Annotated in this window: 16 protein-coding genes and 2 pseudogenes; 7 read left to right on the forward strand and 11 right to left on the reverse strand. The window is 71.3% G+C overall.

Annotated features, from left to right (window positions below):
- Positions 1-283, forward strand: a pseudogene (locus BU197_RS05725) (hypothetical protein); the annotation flags it as partial.
- 165 nt (positions 284-448) lie between these two features.
- A complete protein-coding gene (locus tag BU197_RS05730) occupies positions 449-1,459 on the forward strand; it encodes an LLM class F420-dependent oxidoreductase (protein ID WP_188267108.1) in 1,011 nt (336 codons plus the stop codon).
- Between the two features lie 781 nt (positions 1,460-2,240).
- On the opposite strand, the pseudogene BU197_RS05735 reads toward BU197_RS05730, so the two are convergent.
- Positions 2,241-2,681, reverse strand: a pseudogene (locus BU197_RS05735) (DUF4157 domain-containing protein); the annotation flags it as partial.
- On the opposite strand from BU197_RS05735, the gene BU197_RS31250 reads away from it, so the two are divergent.
- Positions 2,661-2,819 (forward strand): hypothetical protein, encoded by a 159-nt coding sequence (locus BU197_RS31250; protein WP_317452208.1) that lies wholly within the window; start codon positions 2,661-2,663, stop codon positions 2,817-2,819. The pseudogene BU197_RS05735 and the gene BU197_RS31250 sit on opposite strands and share 21 nt — an antisense overlap.
- Before the next feature lie 263 nt (positions 2,820-3,082).
- On the opposite strand, the gene BU197_RS05740 is transcribed toward BU197_RS31250, so the two are convergent.
- The 3 genes from BU197_RS05740 to BU197_RS05750 all read right to left on the reverse strand — a co-directional run bounded on the left by BU197_RS05740 (position 3,083) and on the right by BU197_RS05750 (position 6,418).
- A complete protein-coding gene (locus tag BU197_RS05740) occupies positions 3,083-3,607 on the reverse strand; it encodes a hypothetical protein (protein ID WP_223183379.1) in 525 nt (174 codons plus the stop codon).
- A 151-nt stretch (positions 3,608-3,758) separates the two neighbouring features.
- Positions 3,759-5,594, reverse strand: a complete 1,836-nt coding sequence (locus tag BU197_RS05745; protein WP_188267110.1) for an FG-GAP-like repeat-containing protein — start codon at positions 5,592-5,594, stop codon at positions 3,759-3,761.
- Positions 5,595-5,662: 68 nt separating this feature from the next.
- Positions 5,663-6,418, reverse strand: a complete 756-nt coding sequence (locus BU197_RS05750) for a hypothetical protein (protein ID WP_188267111.1) — start codon at positions 6,416-6,418, stop codon at positions 5,663-5,665.
- Between the two features lie 364 nt (positions 6,419-6,782).
- Here BU197_RS05750 and BU197_RS05755 point away from each other — a divergent pair, with 364 nt between their 5' ends.
- Positions 6,783-7,883, forward strand: coding sequence for a hypothetical protein (locus BU197_RS05755; protein WP_188267112.1), 1,101 nt, complete (start codon positions 6,783-6,785; stop codon positions 7,881-7,883).
- Positions 7,884-7,929: 46 nt separating this feature from the next.
- Complete coding sequence (locus BU197_RS05760; protein WP_188267113.1) at positions 7,930-8,418, forward strand: hypothetical protein; 489 nt, start codon at positions 7,930-7,932, stop codon at positions 8,416-8,418.
- Positions 8,419-8,476: 58 nt separating this feature from the next.
- On the opposite strand, the gene BU197_RS05765 is transcribed toward BU197_RS05760, so the two are convergent.
- From BU197_RS05765 to BU197_RS05780, 4 genes are all read right to left on the reverse strand, one after another.
- Positions 8,477-10,006: an RICIN domain-containing protein gene (locus tag BU197_RS05765; RefSeq protein ID WP_188267114.1), complete on the reverse strand. Its 1,530-nt coding sequence runs from the start codon at positions 10,004-10,006 to the stop codon at positions 8,477-8,479.
- Positions 10,007-10,161: 155 nt separating this feature from the next.
- Positions 10,162-11,247, reverse strand: a complete 1,086-nt coding sequence (locus BU197_RS05770; RefSeq protein WP_188267115.1) for a prenyltransferase — start codon at positions 11,245-11,247, stop codon at positions 10,162-10,164.
- Positions 11,244-12,083 (reverse strand): class I SAM-dependent methyltransferase, encoded by an 840-nt coding sequence (locus BU197_RS05775; protein ID WP_317452207.1) that lies wholly within the window; start codon positions 12,081-12,083, stop codon positions 11,244-11,246. The genes BU197_RS05770 and BU197_RS05775 overlap by 4 nt, the downstream gene beginning before the upstream one ends.
- 148 nt (positions 12,084-12,231) lie before the next feature.
- Positions 12,232-13,551, reverse strand: a complete 1,320-nt coding sequence (locus tag BU197_RS05780) for a glycosyltransferase family 4 protein (protein ID WP_188267116.1) — start codon at positions 13,549-13,551, stop codon at positions 12,232-12,234.
- Positions 13,552-13,870: 319 nt separating this feature from the next.
- Between BU197_RS05780 and BU197_RS05785 the strand changes: the two genes are divergently transcribed.
- Positions 13,871-14,497: a TetR family transcriptional regulator gene (locus tag BU197_RS05785; RefSeq protein ID WP_188267117.1), complete on the forward strand. Its 627-nt coding sequence runs from the start codon at positions 13,871-13,873 to the stop codon at positions 14,495-14,497.
- A 336-nt stretch (positions 14,498-14,833) separates the two neighbouring features.
- On the opposite strand, the gene BU197_RS05790 is transcribed toward BU197_RS05785, so the two are convergent.
- On the reverse strand, positions 14,834-15,451 hold the full coding sequence (locus BU197_RS05790; protein WP_411158446.1) for an ABATE domain-containing protein: 618 nt from the start codon (positions 15,449-15,451) through the stop codon (positions 14,834-14,836).
- Positions 15,452-15,535: 84 nt separating this feature from the next.
- On the opposite strand from BU197_RS05790, the gene BU197_RS05795 reads away from it, so the two are divergent.
- Positions 15,536-16,327 (forward strand): MBL fold metallo-hydrolase, encoded by a 792-nt coding sequence (locus tag BU197_RS05795; protein WP_188267119.1) that lies wholly within the window; start codon positions 15,536-15,538, stop codon positions 16,325-16,327.
- Between the two features lie 197 nt (positions 16,328-16,524).
- Here BU197_RS05795 and BU197_RS05800 read toward each other — a convergent pair whose 3' ends face one another.
- Positions 16,525-16,791, reverse strand: a complete 267-nt coding sequence (locus tag BU197_RS05800; RefSeq protein WP_188267120.1) for a hypothetical protein — start codon at positions 16,789-16,791, stop codon at positions 16,525-16,527.
- Positions 16,792-17,265: 474 nt separating this feature from the next.
- Positions 17,266-18,459, reverse strand: coding sequence for an MFS transporter (locus BU197_RS05805; protein ID WP_188267121.1), 1,194 nt, complete (start codon positions 18,457-18,459; stop codon positions 17,266-17,268).
- Between the last annotated feature and the right edge of the window lie 57 nt (positions 18,460-18,516).

Genomic DNA, 18,516 nt, shown 5'->3' on the forward strand with positions numbered 1-18,516 from the left:
GCCCGCCGCCGCTGCCGCCCCGCAGCCGCAGCCGCAGGCGGACCGCGCGCCGGAGCCGCAGCCCGCCCCGGCGCAGTCCGCCGCCGAGTTCTCCCCCTTCTGGTTCGCCGTGCCCGTCGCCCGCCCGCTGTACGCGGAGGACGGCTCGCCGTCGCAGATCGCCGAGCTGGCCCCCGGCACCTGGTACCTCGCCGTCGAGCAGCGCGGCCAGGCTCTGGTGGCCCAGACGCAGGACGGACGCCGAGGCGTCCTCCAGGACACGACGGGCATCCAGCGCGGCTGACCCGCCCGTCCCTTCCTTCGTCGCACGGCCCCTCACCCGGGGAGGACCTCCGGGTGGGGGGCCGTCGGCGTAAGGGGCTTCTCATGGGCGCGGGCCCTTCCGGCCGCGCGAGCCGTGGCGTACAGTCCGCGCCACACCTGACGGTACGTCAGAAAGGACGCGGGCATGCGGCTCGGACTCGCCCTCGGCTACTGGGGCCGCGGCCCCTCCCCCACCGCCCTCGACCTCACCCGCGAAGCCGAACGGCTCGGCTACGACTCCGTCTGGACCGCCGAAGCCTGGGGCTCCGACGCCTTCACCACACTGACCTGGCTCGCCGCCCACACCAGCCGCATCCGGCTCGGCACCGCCGTGGCGCAGATGGCCGCCCGCGCGCCCACCACCACCGCCATGCACGCCCTCACCCTCGACCACCTCTCCGGCGGGCGCGTCCTGCTCGGGCTCGGGCTCTCCGGACCGCAGGTCGTCGAAGGCTGGTACGGGCGCCCCTTCCCCCGCTCCCCGCTCACCGCCACCCGCGAGTACGTGGACGTCGTCCGGCAGGTGCTCCGCCGCGAGGGACCCGTACGGCTCGAAGGACGCCACCACCCCCACCCGTACACCGGACCCGACGGCACCGGACTCGGCAAGCCCCTCAAGCCGATCACCCACCCGCTCCGCGCCGACCTGCCCGTCCTCCTCGGCGCCGAAGGACCGGGGAACATCGCGCAGACCCTCGCCCTCGCCGACGGCTGGCTGCCGCTCTACTGGACCCCCGACCGCTGGTCCGAGGTCTACGCCCTCCCGGAGACCCTGCCCGCCGGCTTCCTCGTCGCCCCCCTCGTCCGGGCCCGGCTCTGCGCCGACGTGGCGGAGGGGCTGCTGCCGGTCAAGGCCATGCTGGGCTTCTACATCGGCGGCATGGGACACGCCCGCCGCAACTTCCACGCCGACCTGATGGGACGGATGGGCTACGGGAAGGAGGCGGGGCGCGTCCGGGAGCTGTTCGCCGCCGGGCGGCGCGAGGAGGCGGTGGCCGCCGTGCCGGACGCCTTCGCCGACGAGATCTCCCTGACCGGCCCCCGGAAACGGATCGCCGCCCGGCTCGACCGCTGGCGGCAGGGCCCGGTGACCGACCTCCTGGTCACGGCACCGGACCCGGACACCCTGCGACTCCTCGCCGAGCTGAACGCCTAGGACCGCACTACGGTCGCGTTCTCGGCGCGTTCGGCAGCAGTCCCTCCTGATAGGTCTCCGTCACATCCCGCACGCTCGCCAGGAACATCTGGAAGAGAAGGTGCCCCGGTCCCCCGGCCCAGCTTCCGTCGCTCTGCTCCGTCGCCTTACCGGGATTGACGCTGAAATAACCGTGCTGCTCCGCCTTGATCCCTATGTAGCCGCCAAGGTTTCCTTCGCCGGCGTTTCCGGCCGAATGAACGGGGTCGCCCTTCCCCGGCGAATACGCCTTGTGCATGGCAGCCGTCGCATCCCCCACGGGCGCCAGTGCGGCGTACTCCGGGGAGAAGAGGAATTTATGGGCTCCGGGCTTCAGTTCGAACTCAAGCATGCGACCGGCCCTTATGTACTCATGAGCCTGCCTCAGGTCACCCAGGTGGCTTCCGACCGGAATGATGCCCGTACCTTCCGCCCCACGCCACCCCGCAGAGTTGCCCGCCGGATTTCCCCTGACCCATTCCTCACTGGCGACCTTGCTCTCCTGAGCCCACGCCAGGACCGCTTCAGCCTCTTCGTTATTCATCGCCCGATAGAGCTTCAGGGCCCCGGAACTTGTTTCACCGGCCAATTGCGCCAGAAGCCTGTTGGCGACACCGCCGACTATGTTGTCCAGCCTTCTCGGCTGCCCTTTCGGGAGCACCTTCTTCAGTGTCTTCTGGGCGTTCCTCACCGCGACCGCCCCTCCGGCCGCTCCTTGCCAGAAAGACTGGCCCAGCATATCGCTCGGATTCTCCGGATATTCAATGCGCTGCACGAAAGGCGCATCCGACGGCGCGAGCGAAGTCGCCTCGCGACGCTGCACGCCGAGCACCGCCGACCCGCCCGACATGACACGGCGCGCGTTGGCTTCGGCTTCCCGTTCGAAGCTGTCGGCCGGGTTGCTCACGCGCAGACCCGAGCCGTCGTCCGTGCCCGCCACCGGCCCCTGCCGCTGCTGGATCACATGGGTCAGCTCGTGGGCGAGAGTGTGCTTGTCGCCTCCTCCCTCGCCGATGACGACATGGTGACCCGAGGTGTAGGCGCGGGCCCCGACTTCTGCGGCCGAGGCTTTGGCGGCGCTGTCGTTGTGGATGCGCACGTCGGAGAAGTCCGCTTCGAGCCGGGATTCCATGTCGGTGCGGGTGGCGGCGTCCAGAGGGCGTCCGGGGGTGCGCAGCACATCGTGGACCTCGGAACGCTGCACGGCGGGCTGCTGGGCAGGCTGCTCGGCCCGCTGGTGACCGCACCCCGCACCGTGCTGGTGCTGCTCCGGCTGAGCCCAGGCGTGGCCGGCCCGGCGGAGCATCTGGACGACGGCGGCGTTCCCGGCCGTGGCCTGTAGGCCCAGCAGAACGTTCGGTGCCGCCGACCCGGCTAACGACTGCTTCCTGGCCGGCGTACGTCCGCCACCGGCCCTGTCGAGGTGAGCGTTCTCGGGATCGCTCAAAGGAGCCACCTCCAGTGTGAGTTCGTCAGACCCTCTTGCTTACCCCGCGGGGATGCGTGGGTGCCAGGTGCGGAGGGGCAGGACGAACTGACCGGACGGGCAAGGGGGTTCGGCTCGACGCCCGCCGCAGCGGACTTCGGCGATGGCGCGCCCCGGGGTCAACTCCCCAACTGGGAGGCGCTCGGCACCTTGTCGACGACCTCGGCGCCCGCGCTCTTCCCCGCGTCCTTGACGCTGTTGATCACGCTCTCGAAGGCGCCGACGTCCCCGGCGCCCGCCTCGCCCTTGCGGAGCTTGGTCCCCATGTCCTTCAGCGACTCGATCCCGGCGGAGAGCGGCGCGAGGGCCTTCGAGAGCGTCGGGTCGCCCTCGGCGTTGTGCACGGCCGCCTTGAGCCTGTTGTAGGTGAAGGCACCCGCGAGACCCGCCTTGACCAGCGCGAACGTGCGGCCGTCGGCGCCCTTGGTGAACTTGCCCGCGCGGTACGGCTTCACGATCCACTGGTACGCGGCTCCCGCGGCGAGCCCCGCGTTCGCCACGAACCGCGTCTTGGCGAGCCGCTGCTGCTCGAACGTACCGGTCGGCGACGGGGACGCGGTCGCGGCGACACCCGTGCCCGTATGCACGGCCTCGTCACCACTCCCCCCGCAGGCGGCGGTGGTCAGCAGCAGGAAACAGGACATCAGCAGCGCCACGACACCGCGCGACAGACCTCTGGGCACGAGGAGACCTCCCTGGGAACCGAATGCGGCCAGCGTCACCCGGCGCACGGGGGGCCGCCAGCGGGGGCGCCCGAACGGGTCCGGGCGCCCCCTCCCTGGCCGTACGCCCCGGCTACCGCGTCCGGAACCGGCGGAACAGGTTCCGGGCCACGTACACCCCGGGGCCACCGAAGCCCACGAGGTCGAGGCGCCCGTCCCCGGTGACGTCCGCGAGGAAACGGGGATGCCGGTCGACCCGCCAGCCGCCCGCCTCCTCGGCGTAGCCGAAGCCCCGGCAGACCAGGCGCGCCTGCTCGAACCGCCCGTCGCCGAGACCGTGCGCCACCCAGACCCCCTGGTCGCCGAAGCCGACGAGGTCCGGGGTGCCGTCCCCGGTGACGTCCGCGACGAAGCGCGGATGCCGCTCGCCCGACCAGCCCTGGGCGGTGCCGAAGTCGTTCAGGACCAGCCGCGAGCGCGCGAACGTACCGTCCTCGCGCGCCCGGGACACCACGACGCCCTGCGGACCGAAGCCGACGAGCCACGAAGCCCCGCCCTCGGAGAGCCCCGCCATGAACCGGGGGTGCTCCCTGGCCGAACCCCACCCCTGATCGGCGCCGAAGTCGTCCAGGACGTACAGCGGTTCCGCGAACGCGCCCTCCTCGTCCTGGACCGACACCCACACCCCGTCGTCATGGCAGCCGACCACGTCCAGCCTGCCGTCACCCGTCGTGTCGGCGAGGAAACGGGGATGCCGGTCGACGAGCCAGCCGCCCGCCTTCTCGCCGTGCCCGAACGCGCGGAGGGCCGGCTCGTCGCCGAGCGGGGCGAACTTGCCCTCCTCGTCCTGACGCGAGATCCACACCCCCTCGTCGTGACAGCCGACCACGTCCAGCCTGCCGTCACCCGTCGTGTCCACGAGGAAACGGGGGTGCCGGTCGGTCAGCCAGCCGCCCGCCTGCCCGCCGTGGCCGAACGCCTTGACGACCGGCGCCCCCTGCCCGTACGTCCCGTCCTCCCCCTGCGGGGAGACCAGGACGCCGTCGGCGGCGAGCACCACGACATCGGGCCTGCCGTCGCCGGTCACGTCCGCCAGGGTCCACAGATCGGCGGGGCTCGGCGAGAGCACGGGCCGGTACAGGACCCGCTCCTCCTCGTCGAACGTGCCGTCGCCCCTGCTGGACGCCGTCACCGCCCCCTTCCCCTTCCTGAGCGCCACGATGTCCGCCCGCTTCGCGCCCTCGGTGTCGGCGAGGAACCGCGCACCGGCCCCCGCCCACCAGCCGGGCTGCCCCACCGGAGGGCGGTCGCCCCCCTCGCTCTTCCACCCGCCGGCCGTCTCGTCGCTCCCGAACCCCTCCAGGACCAGCAGCGGATCGCTGAAGGAAGGGGTGGCGCCGGGCGCAGGGCGCAGCGCGGCGGAGGGGGCGAGGCGCCAGGACCGGCGCCCGTTCCAGTGGTCGAGCGGCTCCCAGCGCAGCACGGGATCGGCGATCCGCTCGGGCTCCGCCGGGACGAACCGCCACCGCTGGCTCGCCGCCCCGTCGTCGTGCTCGCGCAGCACCACCCGGGTGCCGCCCTCGCCGGGCTCGGCGAGATCGAGGACGGTGCCGTCGGCCACCCCCTCGATGACATGGAGACCCGCCTCCCCCTCGACGGGGACGAGCCGCCACTGCTGACTCTTCCGACCGTCGGCGGCGGCTCCCTGACGGACCGCGCCCCCCTTGACGGCGGGGGTGTCGAGGACCTTGCCGCCGACCGCTTCGCGGATCACGTACGCCGGTTCGTCCTCCCCGTCGCGCGCGGTCGGCACGGGGACGAGCCGCCACCGCCCGGGGCGCGGACCCCCCTCGGGGACGTCGCGGACGACGAGCGCGCCGTCCGTGCTCGGCGCCGCGGGGAGCCCCAGGGGCTGCCCCGTGGCGGCGTTGACGATCTCCAGCTTCAGTTCTTCCGTGGGCACGGGCATCGGGCTGCCCCTTCCTGGCGGTTACGGGCGTGGGCTCGGGACGGGTTCGGCGCGGCGGTGGCCATGGATCACGTGAAGACGTGGTGGTACGGGACGCTCCACTCGCTGGGCAGCCGGGGGTAGAAGGTGTTGATGACCGTCCCGGTGAAGTCGCCGCCCCAGTTGTGGGTGAGGCGCACCTCGGCGTCGGCGGTCACCGCGTGGTCCTTGAAGCCGAGGATGGCGTCCGGGTGGGTGATCGGCACGAAGGTGATCCCGCCCCACGGCGTCACCGTGACCACCCAGAGCTGGGTGTCCTCGGGCGCGCCGTTCCTTCCCCGCCACTTCTCGCCGACCTTGTCGGGAAGCCCGACCTGCACGGTGTCGGTGGGGCTCTTCGGGGCTTCCTGGTGGACGGCGATCCGCCTGCGCCGGGGCTTGGGCGTGCCGTCGTCGCCGCGACCGGCGTCACCGCCGGTGCCACCGGTACCGCCGGTGCCGCCTGTGCCGCCGCCGGTGCCCGCGGGCTTGGGCGTGACCTGGCCTGCGGCGCTTTCGAGGTAGTACAGCGGGCGCTGGCCGAAGAAGCCGCCGGGCGTGATGTACCAGAGGTGGCCCTGCGCCTCCTTGGTGGCCGGGTCGAGGGCGGTGGCCAGCTTGACCCCCTTGTCGTGGCTCTCCTCCTTCAGCTCGGCGGGGCGCAGATAGCCGCCGTTGAAGGCGTGGACGAGCATGACCGGCCGGTTCTCCAGCAGTGCTGCCACGATCGCGTTGTCGTAGCCGTTCACCGCCACCGGGCCGCCGACCACCATATTCGCCATAGCCGTGCGTTCCTGGGTGTACATCGCGGAAACCTCACCTGCTTCTGATGCTGCTGATGGTTCTGACGCTTCTGAATGAAGAGGACAACACTTCTGGCACTCGGCTCAGTGGTCTATCACGCGGATTTCCGGCAGGGCCAATCACACCCTGCCCAAAAACCCTCGGAAGCGAATGCGCGAACGAATAAAAACCCCTCAAACCCGGTTATTCGAGAGGTCTCGCCGAGATTTAATCACCCGATCGGGCAAGATGCCCGGAACCCGCTCCCCAGGCAATCAGGCCCGTGCTAGCTTCGATTTCCCGAGCATGCGCAGGTTTCTGCCTTCATTTCAATCGACACAGCTCGACTCATCGAGACAGTTCGACCGGATCAGCCGAGGACGGGGAATGCCTTCCAACGCGTACAACCTGGAACAGGCCAAGCGCCAGCCACTGACGAAGAAGAACCTACGGGAACTCGACATCGAGCAGACCTGGCGGTCCATCCTGGACCATCCCAATCTGGTCTACGTCGACGACTACGGCGTGAAGCACAAGCCCGTCGGGTTCTCCGTGAACAAATCGAGCTTCGGCGCCTTCCCCGGAACCGCCCACCAACTCGGCTGGCTCGCCTATATGAATCTCGGCGAACCGCTGATCGAGCAGCGCGGGAACATCAGCCAGCCGCCGCCCGAGACGTTCTCCTCGCGCAGCTACGTCAACCGCAGCCTGACCTCCACGATGACCTTCACCGACTCGGTCGAGTTCACCGTGTCGAACGCGGTCACCTGGTCGCTCCAGGGCGAAGCCCAGCTCACCTTCGGCGGCAGCGTCAGCGCGGAACTCCAGCTCCAGTTGCAGGCGCAGCTCCAGGTGGCCCTCCAGACGCAGTTGCAGACACAGCTCCAGAACGACCTGGAGAACAAGAACACCACCACGACCACCAACGAGAACAGCAAAGACGACATCGGGGTGGACACGTCCAACGCCACCGAGACGGGCGTGAAGAACTCGGCGACGAACTCGGCGGCCAACTCGGTGGAGAGCACGGCGGCGTTCACGACCCAGGGCAGCGCCACCGGCAACGCGACCCTCAACGCCCAACTGGCCCTCGGCATCACCGCCTCCGTCGGCGGGACCCTGACCACCGGGTGGGCGTCGAACTCGCAGATCTCCGGCGAGATCCCGCCGAACACGCGGATCGGCACCCTCGCGACCCAGCGGCGCACCCGCAAGCAGTACGTCTACGAGATCCCGGTGACCTTCTCCGGACTGATCGCGGTCAAGTACGACGTGCCGGTGGCGGTCCTCTCTCCCCCGCAGTCCGGGACGTATCCGGGACTCGCCCAGGTCGTCGCCCGCGACATCGGCGACATCGATTTGGGCGGCGGCGCCGGCTTCCGGATGAAGGGACTGGCCGAGGTCGTCTCCGCCCTGGAGGTCCACCACACGATGTTCGACGGCGAGAGCCTGACCGGCAGCGACCGGGAGCTGCACAAGCAGCCCTGACCGGACGGGCGGCACCGCCCCATGACGACGACCAAGGGTGACCAGCATGACGTTCGACAACATCTTCGGCTTCGCGAGCAAGGGCGCGGGCCTCTTCTCGGTGACCACCGGCGCCGCCAAGCCACAGCCCGGGGCGGGCGTCGACTTCGAGGACTCCGACGACGAGACGTACGACGACACGAGCACGAGCCTGTTCGACAGCGCGATCCACGGGGCTTCCTCCCGCGCCAAGACCGTCCAGGAACAGTCCCCCGAGGCACGGGCCATCCTGGGCTTCCTCGGCTCCTTCATCCAGACCACCCAGGAATCGGCGGGCACGCAAGCCCGCTACGCCCAGGACCCCGGCTCGGTGTCCCGGGCGGCGTCCGCCGGCATGCGGGAGTCGAGTACGACGGTGACGGAGCACAGCGGTCTCCAGAAGGACGAGAACCTGGAAGGCATGCCGAAGAAGAGCGACTTCGGCAAGCCGCCCAAGACGCCTGACGCGCCCGAGGCGGCCAAGCCCGAAGCGGAGAAGCCGTCCGGCGCCAAGTAGCGCACGCGCCGCCGGGAGGGGGGTGGGGACGAGACCGTCCCCACCCCCCTCCCGTGCGTCACACGGGCAGCAACTGCCACTGCCGGTCCCGGTGGTCGCCCTCCGCCCCGTACTGCCTGATCGGTGTCCGGGCGTTGGTGTCGATCCGCAGGAGCAGTCCGCTGTTCCGGTTGGCGATCTCGTACACCCGGGGAGCGCCCTCCGCCGCCGCGCCGACCGGGATCAGCCGCCACTGCTGATGGCGGGCGCCACCGCCCTCGTAGGCGCGCTGCGCCACCGGCACGCCGTCCATCCGCTGGGCGCCGACGACCTCAAGGACCTTGCCGCTGCGCACGTTCTCGATCGCGTACAGCACCTCGCCGTCCTCCTGCCCCGCCACCACGAGGCGCCACCGCTGGTGGTCCCTGGGGGCGGCGAGGGACTGGTGGATCTCGGCGCCGTCCTTGGTGGACTCGCGCAGGACCGACATCCGCAGCCTGCTCCGGACGTTGGCCCAGGAGACGACCGTGCCGGAGTCGGGCAGACCGGCCATCCTCGCCGAGGCGACCCGGCGGATCCGGTGGTTGCCGTAGTCCGCGACGTAGAGGGTGTCGACGCTGTCCACGGCGAGCCCCAGCGGCTTGTTCAGCTGCGCCGAGGCGGCGGGACCGCCGTCACCGCCGAAGCCCGCGACGCCCGTACCGGCGACCGTGCCGATCCTGCCGTCCGCCGTGACCTTCCGGACCCGGTGGTTGCGGTGGTCCGCGATGTAGAGGGAGCCGTCGCCGTCCACCACGACAGCCAGCGGAAAGCTCAGCTGCGCCGAGGCGGCGGGACCGCCGTCACCGCCGAAGCCCGCGACGCCCGTGCCCGCGACCGTGGCGATCTTCCCGTCCGCCGTGACCTTCCGGACCCGGTGGTTCTCGGCGTCGGCGACGTAGAGCGCGTCCTCGCCGTCCACCGCCACCCCGTACGGGCGGTTCAGCTGGGCGGAAGCCGCGGGACCGCCGTCACCCCTGGACCCCGCCGTGCCGTTCCCCACGACCGTGGCGATCTTCCCGTCAGGCGTGACCTTCCGGACCCGGTGGTTGTGGTACTCGGCGACGTAGAGCGCTCCGGCGCCGTCCACGGCCACCCCCATCGGGAGGTTCAGCCGGGCGGCGGTGGCGGGACCGCCGTCTCCGGCGAAGCCCGCGACGCCCGATCCGGCGACCGTGGTGATCCTCCCGTCCGGCGCGATCCGCCGGACCCGGTGGTTGCCCCCGTCGACGACGTAGAGGCCGCCCTCCCGGTCCACCGCCACCCCGCGCGGGCCGTTCAACTGGGCCGACACCGCAGGCCCGTTGTCCCCTCCGAACCCCTTGACCCCGGTCCCCGCGACCGTACTGACCCTCCCGTCCGTCGCGATCCGCCGGACCCGGTGGTTCTCGTAGTCGGAGACGTAGAGGGCGCCGGTGGCGTCCACCACGACCTCGTAGGGAAGGTTCAGCTGGGCGGCCACGGCGGGCTCCTTCTCCCCCTTGAAGCCGGGGAGCCCGGTCCCCGCGATCGTGCCGATGGGCGGGGCGGAGTCCTCGCCGCTCGTGGCCCCCGCTTGGGTAGTGCTCATCGTCATCCCTTCACCGTTCGACGACCGCACACCACGGGCGGTCGTCGTCTGACTCCAGAAAGTCACATGAGCATCACGCTGGCAAGAACACCCAGGAGTGGTTCCAGAGAAGGGAGTTGACGGCGATTCGAACGGAATCGCCGTCCCCGCCCCCGCTACCCGCCGGTCCGCTCCCCGCAGCAGTCCGGCTCCAGGCCCCGCGGGAGGCAGTCGCCGCCGAAGACCGCGACCGTCGCCTGCTCGCCGCCGAGCGCCGCGACCGCGAGCAGCAGGGAACCCGCCGTCCAGGTCGTCTGCTCCTCCGGCCAGACCGCAGGCTCGCCCTCGAAGACGTACCCCGTCCAGTACATGCCGTTCCCGGCCCGCAGATGACGGAGGTCCTGGAGGATCGTGAGCGCCCGGTCGGACTCCCCCATCGCCCAGAGCGTCAGGGCCAGTTCACAGCTCTCGCCGCCGGTCACCCACGGGTTCGGGACCACGCAGCGCACCCCGAGCCCGGGGACCACGAAGGCGTCCCAGGACCCCTCGATCCTGGCCTTCGCCTCGGCGCCCGTGACCGCGCCGCCGAGCACCGGGTAGTACCAGTCCATCGAATAGCGCGACTTGTCGAGGAACCGCTCCGGATGGCGCCGGATCGCGTGCCCGAGCGCCCCCGTCGCCAACTCCCAGTCGGGCTGCGGTTCCTCGCGCGCCTCGGCGATCGCCAGGGCGCAGCGCAGGGCCTGATGGATCGAGGAGCTGCCGGTCAGCAGGGCGTCCTCGACCGGGGTGCCGTCGGGCTCCCGCTTCCAGCCGATCTGCCCGCCGGGCCGCTGGAGCCCCAGGACGAACTCGACGGCCGCGTAGACCACCGGCCACATCCGGTCAAGGAAGGCGTCGTCCCCGGTGGAGAGATAGTGGTGCCAGACGCCGACGGCTATGTAGGCGACGAAGTTGGATTCCCGGCTCCGGTCGGTGACCTGCTCCGGGTCGCCGTCGTGATAGGCGGCGAACCAGGAGCCGTCGCCGTTCTGGTGCCGGGCCAGCCAGGCGTAGGCGCGGGCGGCGGCCTCGTGCTCACCGGCCGCGTCCAGGGCCATGGCCGCCTCGGTGTGGTCCCAGGGGTCCAGGTGGTGGCCCCGGAACCAGGGGATGGCGCCGTCCGCGCGCTGCGCGGCGAGGATGCCCGCGACGGTCCGCGCCGCCTGCTCGGCGGTGAGCACCCCGGGCAGGACGAGATGCTCCGCGATCCGCTCGGTCACCGGGAATCGACCTCGGGGAGACCGGACTCGGAGAGACCGGCACCGGGCAGGTCCGTCTCGGACAGGTCGGCCTCGGGGACGTCCGTCTCGGGGACGTCGGCCTCGGGGACGGCGGCCTTGGGGAGGTGGGGCTTGGTCGCGTACGCCACGAAGCTCTTGCCGACCACCGGGTTGAGCAGCTGTTCGGTGACCCGGGTCAGGGCCGGCTTCTTCATGATGTCCCAGACCAGGAGCTTGTGGTACGCCCGGACCGGCAGCGCCTTGTCGTTGTCCACGCCGAACGCGCACTTCAGCCACCAGTACGGCGAGTGCAGGGCGTGCGCGTGGTGGGTGCCGTACGGCCGCAGACCCGCCTGCCGGATCTTGGCGAGGAGTTCGTCCGCCTTGTAGATGCGGATGTGACCGCCCTCGACCTCGTGGTAGGCGTCCGACAGCGTCCAGCAGACCTTCTCCGGGCCGTACCGGGGAACCGTGACCGCGATCCGGCCGCCCGGCTTGAGGACCCGGACCATCTCCGCGAGCACCCCCTTGTCGTCGGGGATGTGCTCCATCACCTCGGAGATGATGACGACGTCGAAGGACTCGTCCGGGAACGGCAGGTTGAGGGCGTCGCCCTCCATCGCGGTGGCGGTCGCCCCGGCGGGCGCCTCCCCCTCCGCCTCCATCGCCGCGAACCACTTGGCGACCTCGCGGATCTCCTCGGCGTTCCGGTCGAGCGCCACGACCCGGGCTCCGCGCCGGTAGCACTCGAAGGCGTGCCGACCCGCACCACAGCCCAGATCGAGCACACGGTCGCCGGGGGCGAGCGGGAAGCGGGTGAAGTCGACGGTCAGCACGGGATCCTGCTTTCGCGAGGGGAGAGGGGGTGGAGGCGGGCGTGGCCGCCCGGGTGCGGGGTCCCGCCGCCTGGACGCGCCGGACGCGGGCGGGCGTCTTCGCCCGGCGCCGGGCGCGCGTCGCCGCCCGGGTGCGGGTGGGCGGGTGTCATCGAGCGCCCCCGCGCGCCTGGGCGGCGACCGCCTCCCGGTACAGCTCGGCCGTCCCCCGGGCGGCCCTGGCCCAGGTGAAGCGGTCCAGGACCCTCGCCCGGCCCGCCGCGCCGAGCCGGGAGCGCAGCTCGGCATCGCCCAGGACCCGGCCCAGCGCCCCGGCCAGTGCCCCCGCGTCGCCCGGCGGCACCGCGAGACAGGTCTCGCCGTCGGGCCCCGCCACCTCGGGGATCGCGCCGCCCGTGGTGGCGACCAGGGCGGTGCCGGTGGCCATCGCCTCGGCGGCGGGCAGCGAGAAACCCTCGTACAGCGACGGCACGCACGACACCTGGGCCGAGCGCACGAGGTCCACCAGCTCGGCGTCGCTGATGCCCTTGACGAACTCCACGGCGCCGTCAAGGCCGTACCGCTCGATCGCGGCGGCGACCGGCCCGTCCTCGGCGCGCTTGCCGACGACGACGAGATGCGCGTCCTGGTTCTCCGTACGGAGCTTGGCCAGCGCCTCGATCAGATGGACCAGGCCCTTGAGGGGGACGTCCGCGCTGGAGGTCGTGACGATCCGCCCGGGGACCTCGGCGACCGCCGGGTCCGGCGACCAGAGGTCGGTGTCGGCGCCGATGTGGACGACCCGGATGCGGTCCTCCCGTACGCCGAGGTGCTCCACGATCTCCTGGCGGGAGGTGCCGGAGACGGTGAGGACGGACGGCAGCCTGCGGGAGACCCGCTTCTGCATCCGGGTGAAGGCGTACCAGCGGCGGACGGAGGCGCGGCGCTTCCAGTCGGCGGCGGCGTCGATCTCCAGCTGCCGGTCGACGGTGATCGGGTGGTGAATCGTCGTCACCAGCGGGGCGCCGAGGGCGCGGGGACCGCCGAGGAGCCCGTAACCGAGGGTCTGGTTGTCGTGGACGACGTCGAACTCGCCCCGGCGGGCGGCGAGCATCCGGCGGGCCCTGAGGGAGAAGGTGAGCGGCTCGGGGAAGCCGCCGGTCCACATGGTGGCGACTTCGAGACCGTCGATCCAGTCCCGGTACTCCTCGCGCTTCGGGGTCCGGAAGGGGTCCGGCGAGCGGTAGAGGTCGAGGCTGGAAATCTCGGTGAGCGGGACGCCTTCGTCGAGGACCGGGTACGGCTGGGAGCCGATGACCTCCACGTGGTGGCCGAGGCGGGCCAGTTCGCGCGAGAGGTGGCGGACGTAGACGCCCTGACCACCGCAGAAAGGATTCCCCTTGTAAGTGAGGAGAGCGATCCGCAACGGTTCGTCATCTGCGGCGGCGACGCCCTGTCGGGGGCTTGCCTCCATGGCCTCCGCGGTCATCGCGACCCCCTTCGAGCGTGCGTTTGGCCGGAGCGTAACCGCTCGCGCTAATCTAGAACAAGTTACAGACTTGGTCGTTCACGTACCCGTCTGGCCTGATCGGACACGGACCCGTCCGGCCTCATCGGACACGCGCCCGGCCTGATCGTCACCGTACGTCCCGATCCCCCCGAGGAGGACAGAATCTACCGGCAGGTAGCTCCGTGGTGAGAGCCGGAACGGGTGATTCGCGCCACGGCGTGAGAGCCGGTACGGGTGATTCACGCCATGGCACCCGCAGCGCCATACTGTCGCTCCCCACCGCACGGAACGGGACCTCATGACCGCAGACCACAGAGCGGCGACGCCGCCCCTCACCGAGCGCCAGGAAGCGCGCCGCCGCCGCATCCTCGACGCCAGCGCGCGGCTCGCGTCCCGGGGCGGCTTCGACGCCGTGCAGATGCGGGAGGTCGCCGAGGCCGCCGGAGTGGCCCTGGGGACGCTCTACCGGTACTTCCCCTCCAAGATCCATCTGCTGGTCGCCACCATGCAGGACCAGCTCCAGCACATGCACGCCACCCTCCGGAAGCGGCCCCCCGCCGGGGCGGACCCGGCCGAACGGGTGGCGGAGACCCTGATGCGGGCCTTCCGCGCGCTCCAGCGGGAACCGCAGCTCGCCGACGCGATGGTCAGGGCGCTGACCTTCGCCGACCGGGGAGTGAGCCCCGAGGTCGACACGGTCTCCCGGCTGACGACCGCGATCATCCTCGACGCGATGGGCGCGGAACACCCGACACCGGCCCAGCTCTCGGTGGTCCGGGTGATCGAACACACCTGGCACTCCGCCCTCATCACCTGGCTCTCCGGCCGCGCGTCGATCGCCCAGGTGAAGATCGACATCGAGACGGTGTGCCGGTTGATCGGGGGGACGGGGGCGGAGCCCGGGGCGGGGAAGCGGGGGCGCTGAGTGTCCGGGGGGCGGGGAACGTCGCCGGTCCGGAGGGCGGCGACGTCGGTGTGGGCCTGCTCGACGGCCTCGGGGTGCGCCTCGCGCTTGGCGTGTTCGGCGAGCGCCCCGTAGGCGCCGGCGACGGAGGGGCTCTGCCCCTTGCGCTTGCCGGTGGGGATGATCAGACCGGGCTGGATCCGGGGTGGACTCGCGGATGTCCTCCCGCTCGTTCTCCGCCATCGCGGCGAAGAACGCGAACAGCAGCTCGCCCGGCCCGGTCGGGTCGTAGGTGCCGGGCAGCGGACCGGCGAGCATCTCCAGGACCAGGCCGTGGGCGGCCCTGGGGGTGGTGCGTCAGTCCGAGGCGCCGCTGCGCCGGGCGTAGGCGCGGGCGGCGCGGGCGCGGTCGCCGCAGCGTGTGGAGCACCAGTGGCGCCGGCCGTGGGTGCGCAGGAGGAACCGGTCACAGGGGGCTGATCCGCAGGCGGCGAGGATGTCGGCGTCGGGACCGGTGAGCAGATCGGCGGCGTCGGCGGCGAGGGTCGCCAGTGCGTGGTTGACGGCCTGGTCGGTGGGGTGCGCCTGGACGCGGCGCAGCCCTTGGGCCCCGTCCCAGGCGAGGAGGGGGGCGGTGGGCACGGCCGTGAGGGTCTCGTTCACCGCGCGCAGGGATTCCTCGGGCGGGGTGGTGGTGTCGACGCGGGCGGCGAACAGGGCGCGGATGTGGGCGCGCAGCGTGCGCATCCGCTGTGCGCACACCTCGTACAGCTGCACGTCCGGGGTGGTCAGGTCGTGGGCGACGAGCCAGCGCATGGCGGATTCCGGGGCGGCGAGCAGGTCGTAGCTCTGACCGGCGGGCAGGGTGGCGGCGGTGTCGGCGAAGTCCAGGGAGCGGTACCGGTCGGCACCCGGTGCCGGGGGCAGAGTGGTTGGTGCCACGTTGGCGGCCAGGGCGTCGTCCATATCTCTCATGGTAGCGCTTGCGTTTTTCCGTGATGCCTGCCTAGCTTGGAATCACGTTAACTGTGGGTGTTTTTCGTGAGAAATGGAGATGTGATGTCCCAGCTCAACGCCAGCCAGTTCCCGGTCCGCACGTTCGGCGGTCCGACCGCCCTGTTCGAGTACGGCGGCCTGCGCTTCCTGACCGACCCGACCTTCGACGGCCCCGGCGACTACGCCTCGCCCGGCGGCCCGACCCTGACCAAGACCGCCTCCTCCACCACCGCCCCTGCCGACCTCGGCCCCATCGACGTGGTCCTGCTCTCCCACGACGAACACGCCGACAACCTCGACACCTCCGGCCGCGCCCTGCTCGCCGACGTCCCCCTCACTCTCACCACACCCGGCGGCGGCAAGCGCCTCGGGGCGAAGGCCAAGGGCCTGGCCGACTGGGAGTCGACCGAGCTGGAGCGTCCGGGCGGCGGCACCATCACCGTGACCGGGGTTCCTGCCATCCACGGCCCCGGAGCGCGTGAGGAGATCGAGCCCTTCGCCGGCCAGGTCGTCGGCTTCGTCCTGACGGGCGAGGGACTGCCGACGGTCTACGTCAGCGGCGACAACGCCTCGCTCGACGCGGTCAGGGAGATCGCCGAGCGATTCGCCCCGATCGACACCGCCCTCCTGTTCGCCGGCGCACCCCGCTTCCCCATGCTCTTCGACGGCGACCTGATCGTCCTGGACAGCGCCCAGGCCGCCGAGGCCACCCGCATTCTTGACGCCCGCCGTGTCGTCCCGGTCCATCACGACAGCTGGGCCCACTTCACCGAGGGCCGCGACGAGCTGGAGGCAGCCTTCGCCGCCGCAGGTCTGACCGACCGCCTGGACCAGGACTGGGCACAGCGCGCCTGAGCCTGGACCACACGGCCGTAGCGATACGAGAACAGGGCCGCGGCAGGCGTCCAGGCGTCCTCGCAGGTCTGACCCGTGAAGGACAAGCCGTACCGGGCCCGGCGCCTGAAGCAGATAGCGCGGCCCCACGGCGCCGTGGGCCGACTCACCCAGGCGCTGCGGGCCTTCTCGCGGCCTGATCGAGCCGCCCGCCCGGCTCAGCTGCCGAGGGTGACGGTGGTGCCCTGGCTCGTGTCGATGCCCGCAGGACCGACGAAGGTGTCCGAGAAGCTTTCGAAGGTGATGCCGGAGGTGCCGACCGGTGAGCTGAACGACGTGAAGGTGCCGGTCGACACCCCGCCGGCGCCGACGCTGGTGGTCGCGCCCGTCGTGAGGACGGTGTCGGCGGCGGCGAGGCCGGCGGAGCCGATCAGCAGAGGGAGGGCGAGGGAGAGGGCTGCGAGAGTGCGCTTGACGGCGTGCATGGGACGGTCCTTTCGGGGGGGGTGAAGGAGACCGGGAGTCCCGTCCCCTCGGATGTGAGGGGAGGTGGCCATGACAGCGCGTGGAGTCGTCCACCGGAAGCGGGGCGGGGGCAAACCACCTGAAGGGTGAGAGCGGAGGCGCGAGCGCAGACAGCGCGCACGCCCCGTACTACCCGGGTCGCCCCCCTGTGAGTGAAACGCTGACCGGCGTACGCGGCGCCGGGCGGCACTCCAGACCGAGCGCGGACACCACGGCCGCCGCGCACTCGTACGGGGGCACCTTCGGCCGAACCGGCGTCCCGGCGCGGTTTCCGACGGCCCTCCGTGGAGCTGGCGGAGCGGGCGCGGCCCGGCATCGAGGAGTACGCCGATGAAGCGGCCGACGCCGCCTGCCGCTTCATCAGGAACCTGGTCCGGTCGCGGAACAACGCATGCTCACGGGCATGACTCGACCGGACTCGGCCCGCGCGGCGTTCAGGAGGTGAGGACGGCTTCGACGTGCTCCTCGGCGAGGCTCTCCGTCGACGGCTGCGCCTTGGTGCGGCCCAGGTCGGGCAGGACTGACGCTATCCCGAGTATGGCCAGCCCGACGCCCAGCCAGAGGGTGGCCCGCAGCCCGAAGCTGTTGATGATCACCCCGCCGACCGAGGACCCGATGATCACCCCGAGGGTGATGCAGGAGGCGTGGACAGTGTTGACCAGCGACCCCGCATTGCCCACGCGCTGGACGCGTACGGTCATCGCCGGGTTCATGGTCACCCCGACCAGCCCGATGCCCATCAGGGCTATCACTGCGGGGGCGCGGAGATGGGCGAATACCGCGAACGCGGCCAGGAAGATCGTGTTGAGGGTCAGTCCGGACAGCAGGACGGTGATGGTGTGCTTGTCGGCCAGGCGTCCGACGACGTAGTTCCCGACCACGGTGGCTGCGCCGTACGCGACGAGCAGGAGGGGGACGGCCCCCGAGGCGAACCCGGTGACCTCGGTGAGGATCGGGCTGATGTAGCTGAAGGCGGCGAAGGTCGCGCCGATGATGAGGGTGCTGGTCGACAGTGCCAGCCACAGCCGGCCGTTCTTGAAAGCGGCCAGCTCCTGCCTGAAGTTGCCGTTGCCGTTACTGCGCTCAAGCTTGGGAACGCCCGCCATCGTGGCGAGTGCGGCGATGACGGTCAGGGCGCCGACGGCCCAGAAGGCGGCACGCCAGCCGAAGTGCCCGCCGATCAGCGTGGACAGCGGCAGCCCGAGCAGGGTGCCGAGCGTCAATCCGTTCAAGACGATGGCGAGGGCGCGGCCGCGTACCTCTGGGCGGCTCAGCTGGACCGCCACCGAGATGGCGATTCCGAAGAACGCCTGGGAGGCGATGCCGGTGATGACGCGCGCGACCACCATGACCGTGTAGGAGGGCGCGACAGCCGCGAGCACATTGCCCACCAGGAAGACCGCGAACAGCAGCATGAGTGCGGGTTTCGGGCGTATCCGTGCCAGTGCCACGGTCATCAGCGGTCCGCCCGCCGTCATGGCCACCGCGAACGCGGTGATCAGATAGCCGATTTGGGAGATGGTCACGCCGAGCGCGCCTGCCATTTCGGGCATCAGGCCGCCGACGGCGAACTCGCTGGTCACCATGGCGAAGATGCCTATGGCCAGGACGTAGATGGCTCTGGGCAAGGGGATTCCTTTTGCATCGATCGGTGTAGAACTTGGAGATGAAAAAGCAGAGGTCAG

This window comes from Streptomyces sp. CBMA291 (genome assembly GCF_014596525.1).
Classification (GTDB): domain Bacteria; phylum Actinomycetota; class Actinomycetes; order Streptomycetales; family Streptomycetaceae; genus Streptomyces.

What these genes read in the sequence shown, in the direction of transcription:
- BU197_RS05785 (WP_188267117.1), top strand. Translation starts at nt 13,871, where the DNA reads ATGACCGCAGACCACAGAGCGGCGACGCCGCCCCTCACCGAGCGCCAG.
- BU197_RS05730 (WP_188267108.1), top strand. Translation starts at nt 449, where the DNA reads ATGCGGCTCGGACTCGCCCTCGGCTACTGGGGCCGCGGCCCCTCCCCC.
- BU197_RS05780 (WP_188267116.1), bottom strand. Translation starts at nt 13,551, where the DNA reads ATGACCGCGGAGGCCATGGAGGCAAGCCCCCGACAGGGCGTCGCCGCC.
- BU197_RS05745 (WP_188267110.1), bottom strand. Translation starts at nt 5,594, where the DNA reads ATGCCCGTGCCCACGGAAGAACTGAAGCTGGAGATCGTCAACGCCGCC.
- BU197_RS05750 (WP_188267111.1), bottom strand. Translation starts at nt 6,418, where the DNA reads ATGTACACCCAGGAACGCACGGCTATGGCGAATATGGTGGTCGGCGGC.
- BU197_RS05795 (WP_188267119.1), top strand. Translation starts at nt 15,536, where the DNA reads ATGTCCCAGCTCAACGCCAGCCAGTTCCCGGTCCGCACGTTCGGCGGT.
- BU197_RS05765 (WP_188267114.1), bottom strand. Translation starts at nt 10,006, where the DNA reads ATGAGCACTACCCAAGCGGGGGCCACGAGCGGCGAGGACTCCGCCCCG.
- BU197_RS05790 (WP_411158446.1), bottom strand. Translation starts at nt 15,451, where the DNA reads ATGAGAGATATGGACGACGCCCTGGCCGCCAACGTGGCACCAACCACT.
- BU197_RS05800 (WP_188267120.1), bottom strand. Translation starts at nt 16,791, where the DNA reads ATGCACGCCGTCAAGCGCACTCTCGCAGCCCTCTCCCTCGCCCTCCCT.
- BU197_RS05755 (WP_188267112.1), top strand. Translation starts at nt 6,783, where the DNA reads ATGCCTTCCAACGCGTACAACCTGGAACAGGCCAAGCGCCAGCCACTG.
- BU197_RS05740 (WP_223183379.1), bottom strand. Translation starts at nt 3,607, where the DNA reads ATGTCCTGTTTCCTGCTGCTGACCACCGCCGCCTGCGGGGGGAGTGGT.
- BU197_RS05760 (WP_188267113.1), top strand. Translation starts at nt 7,930, where the DNA reads ATGACGTTCGACAACATCTTCGGCTTCGCGAGCAAGGGCGCGGGCCTC.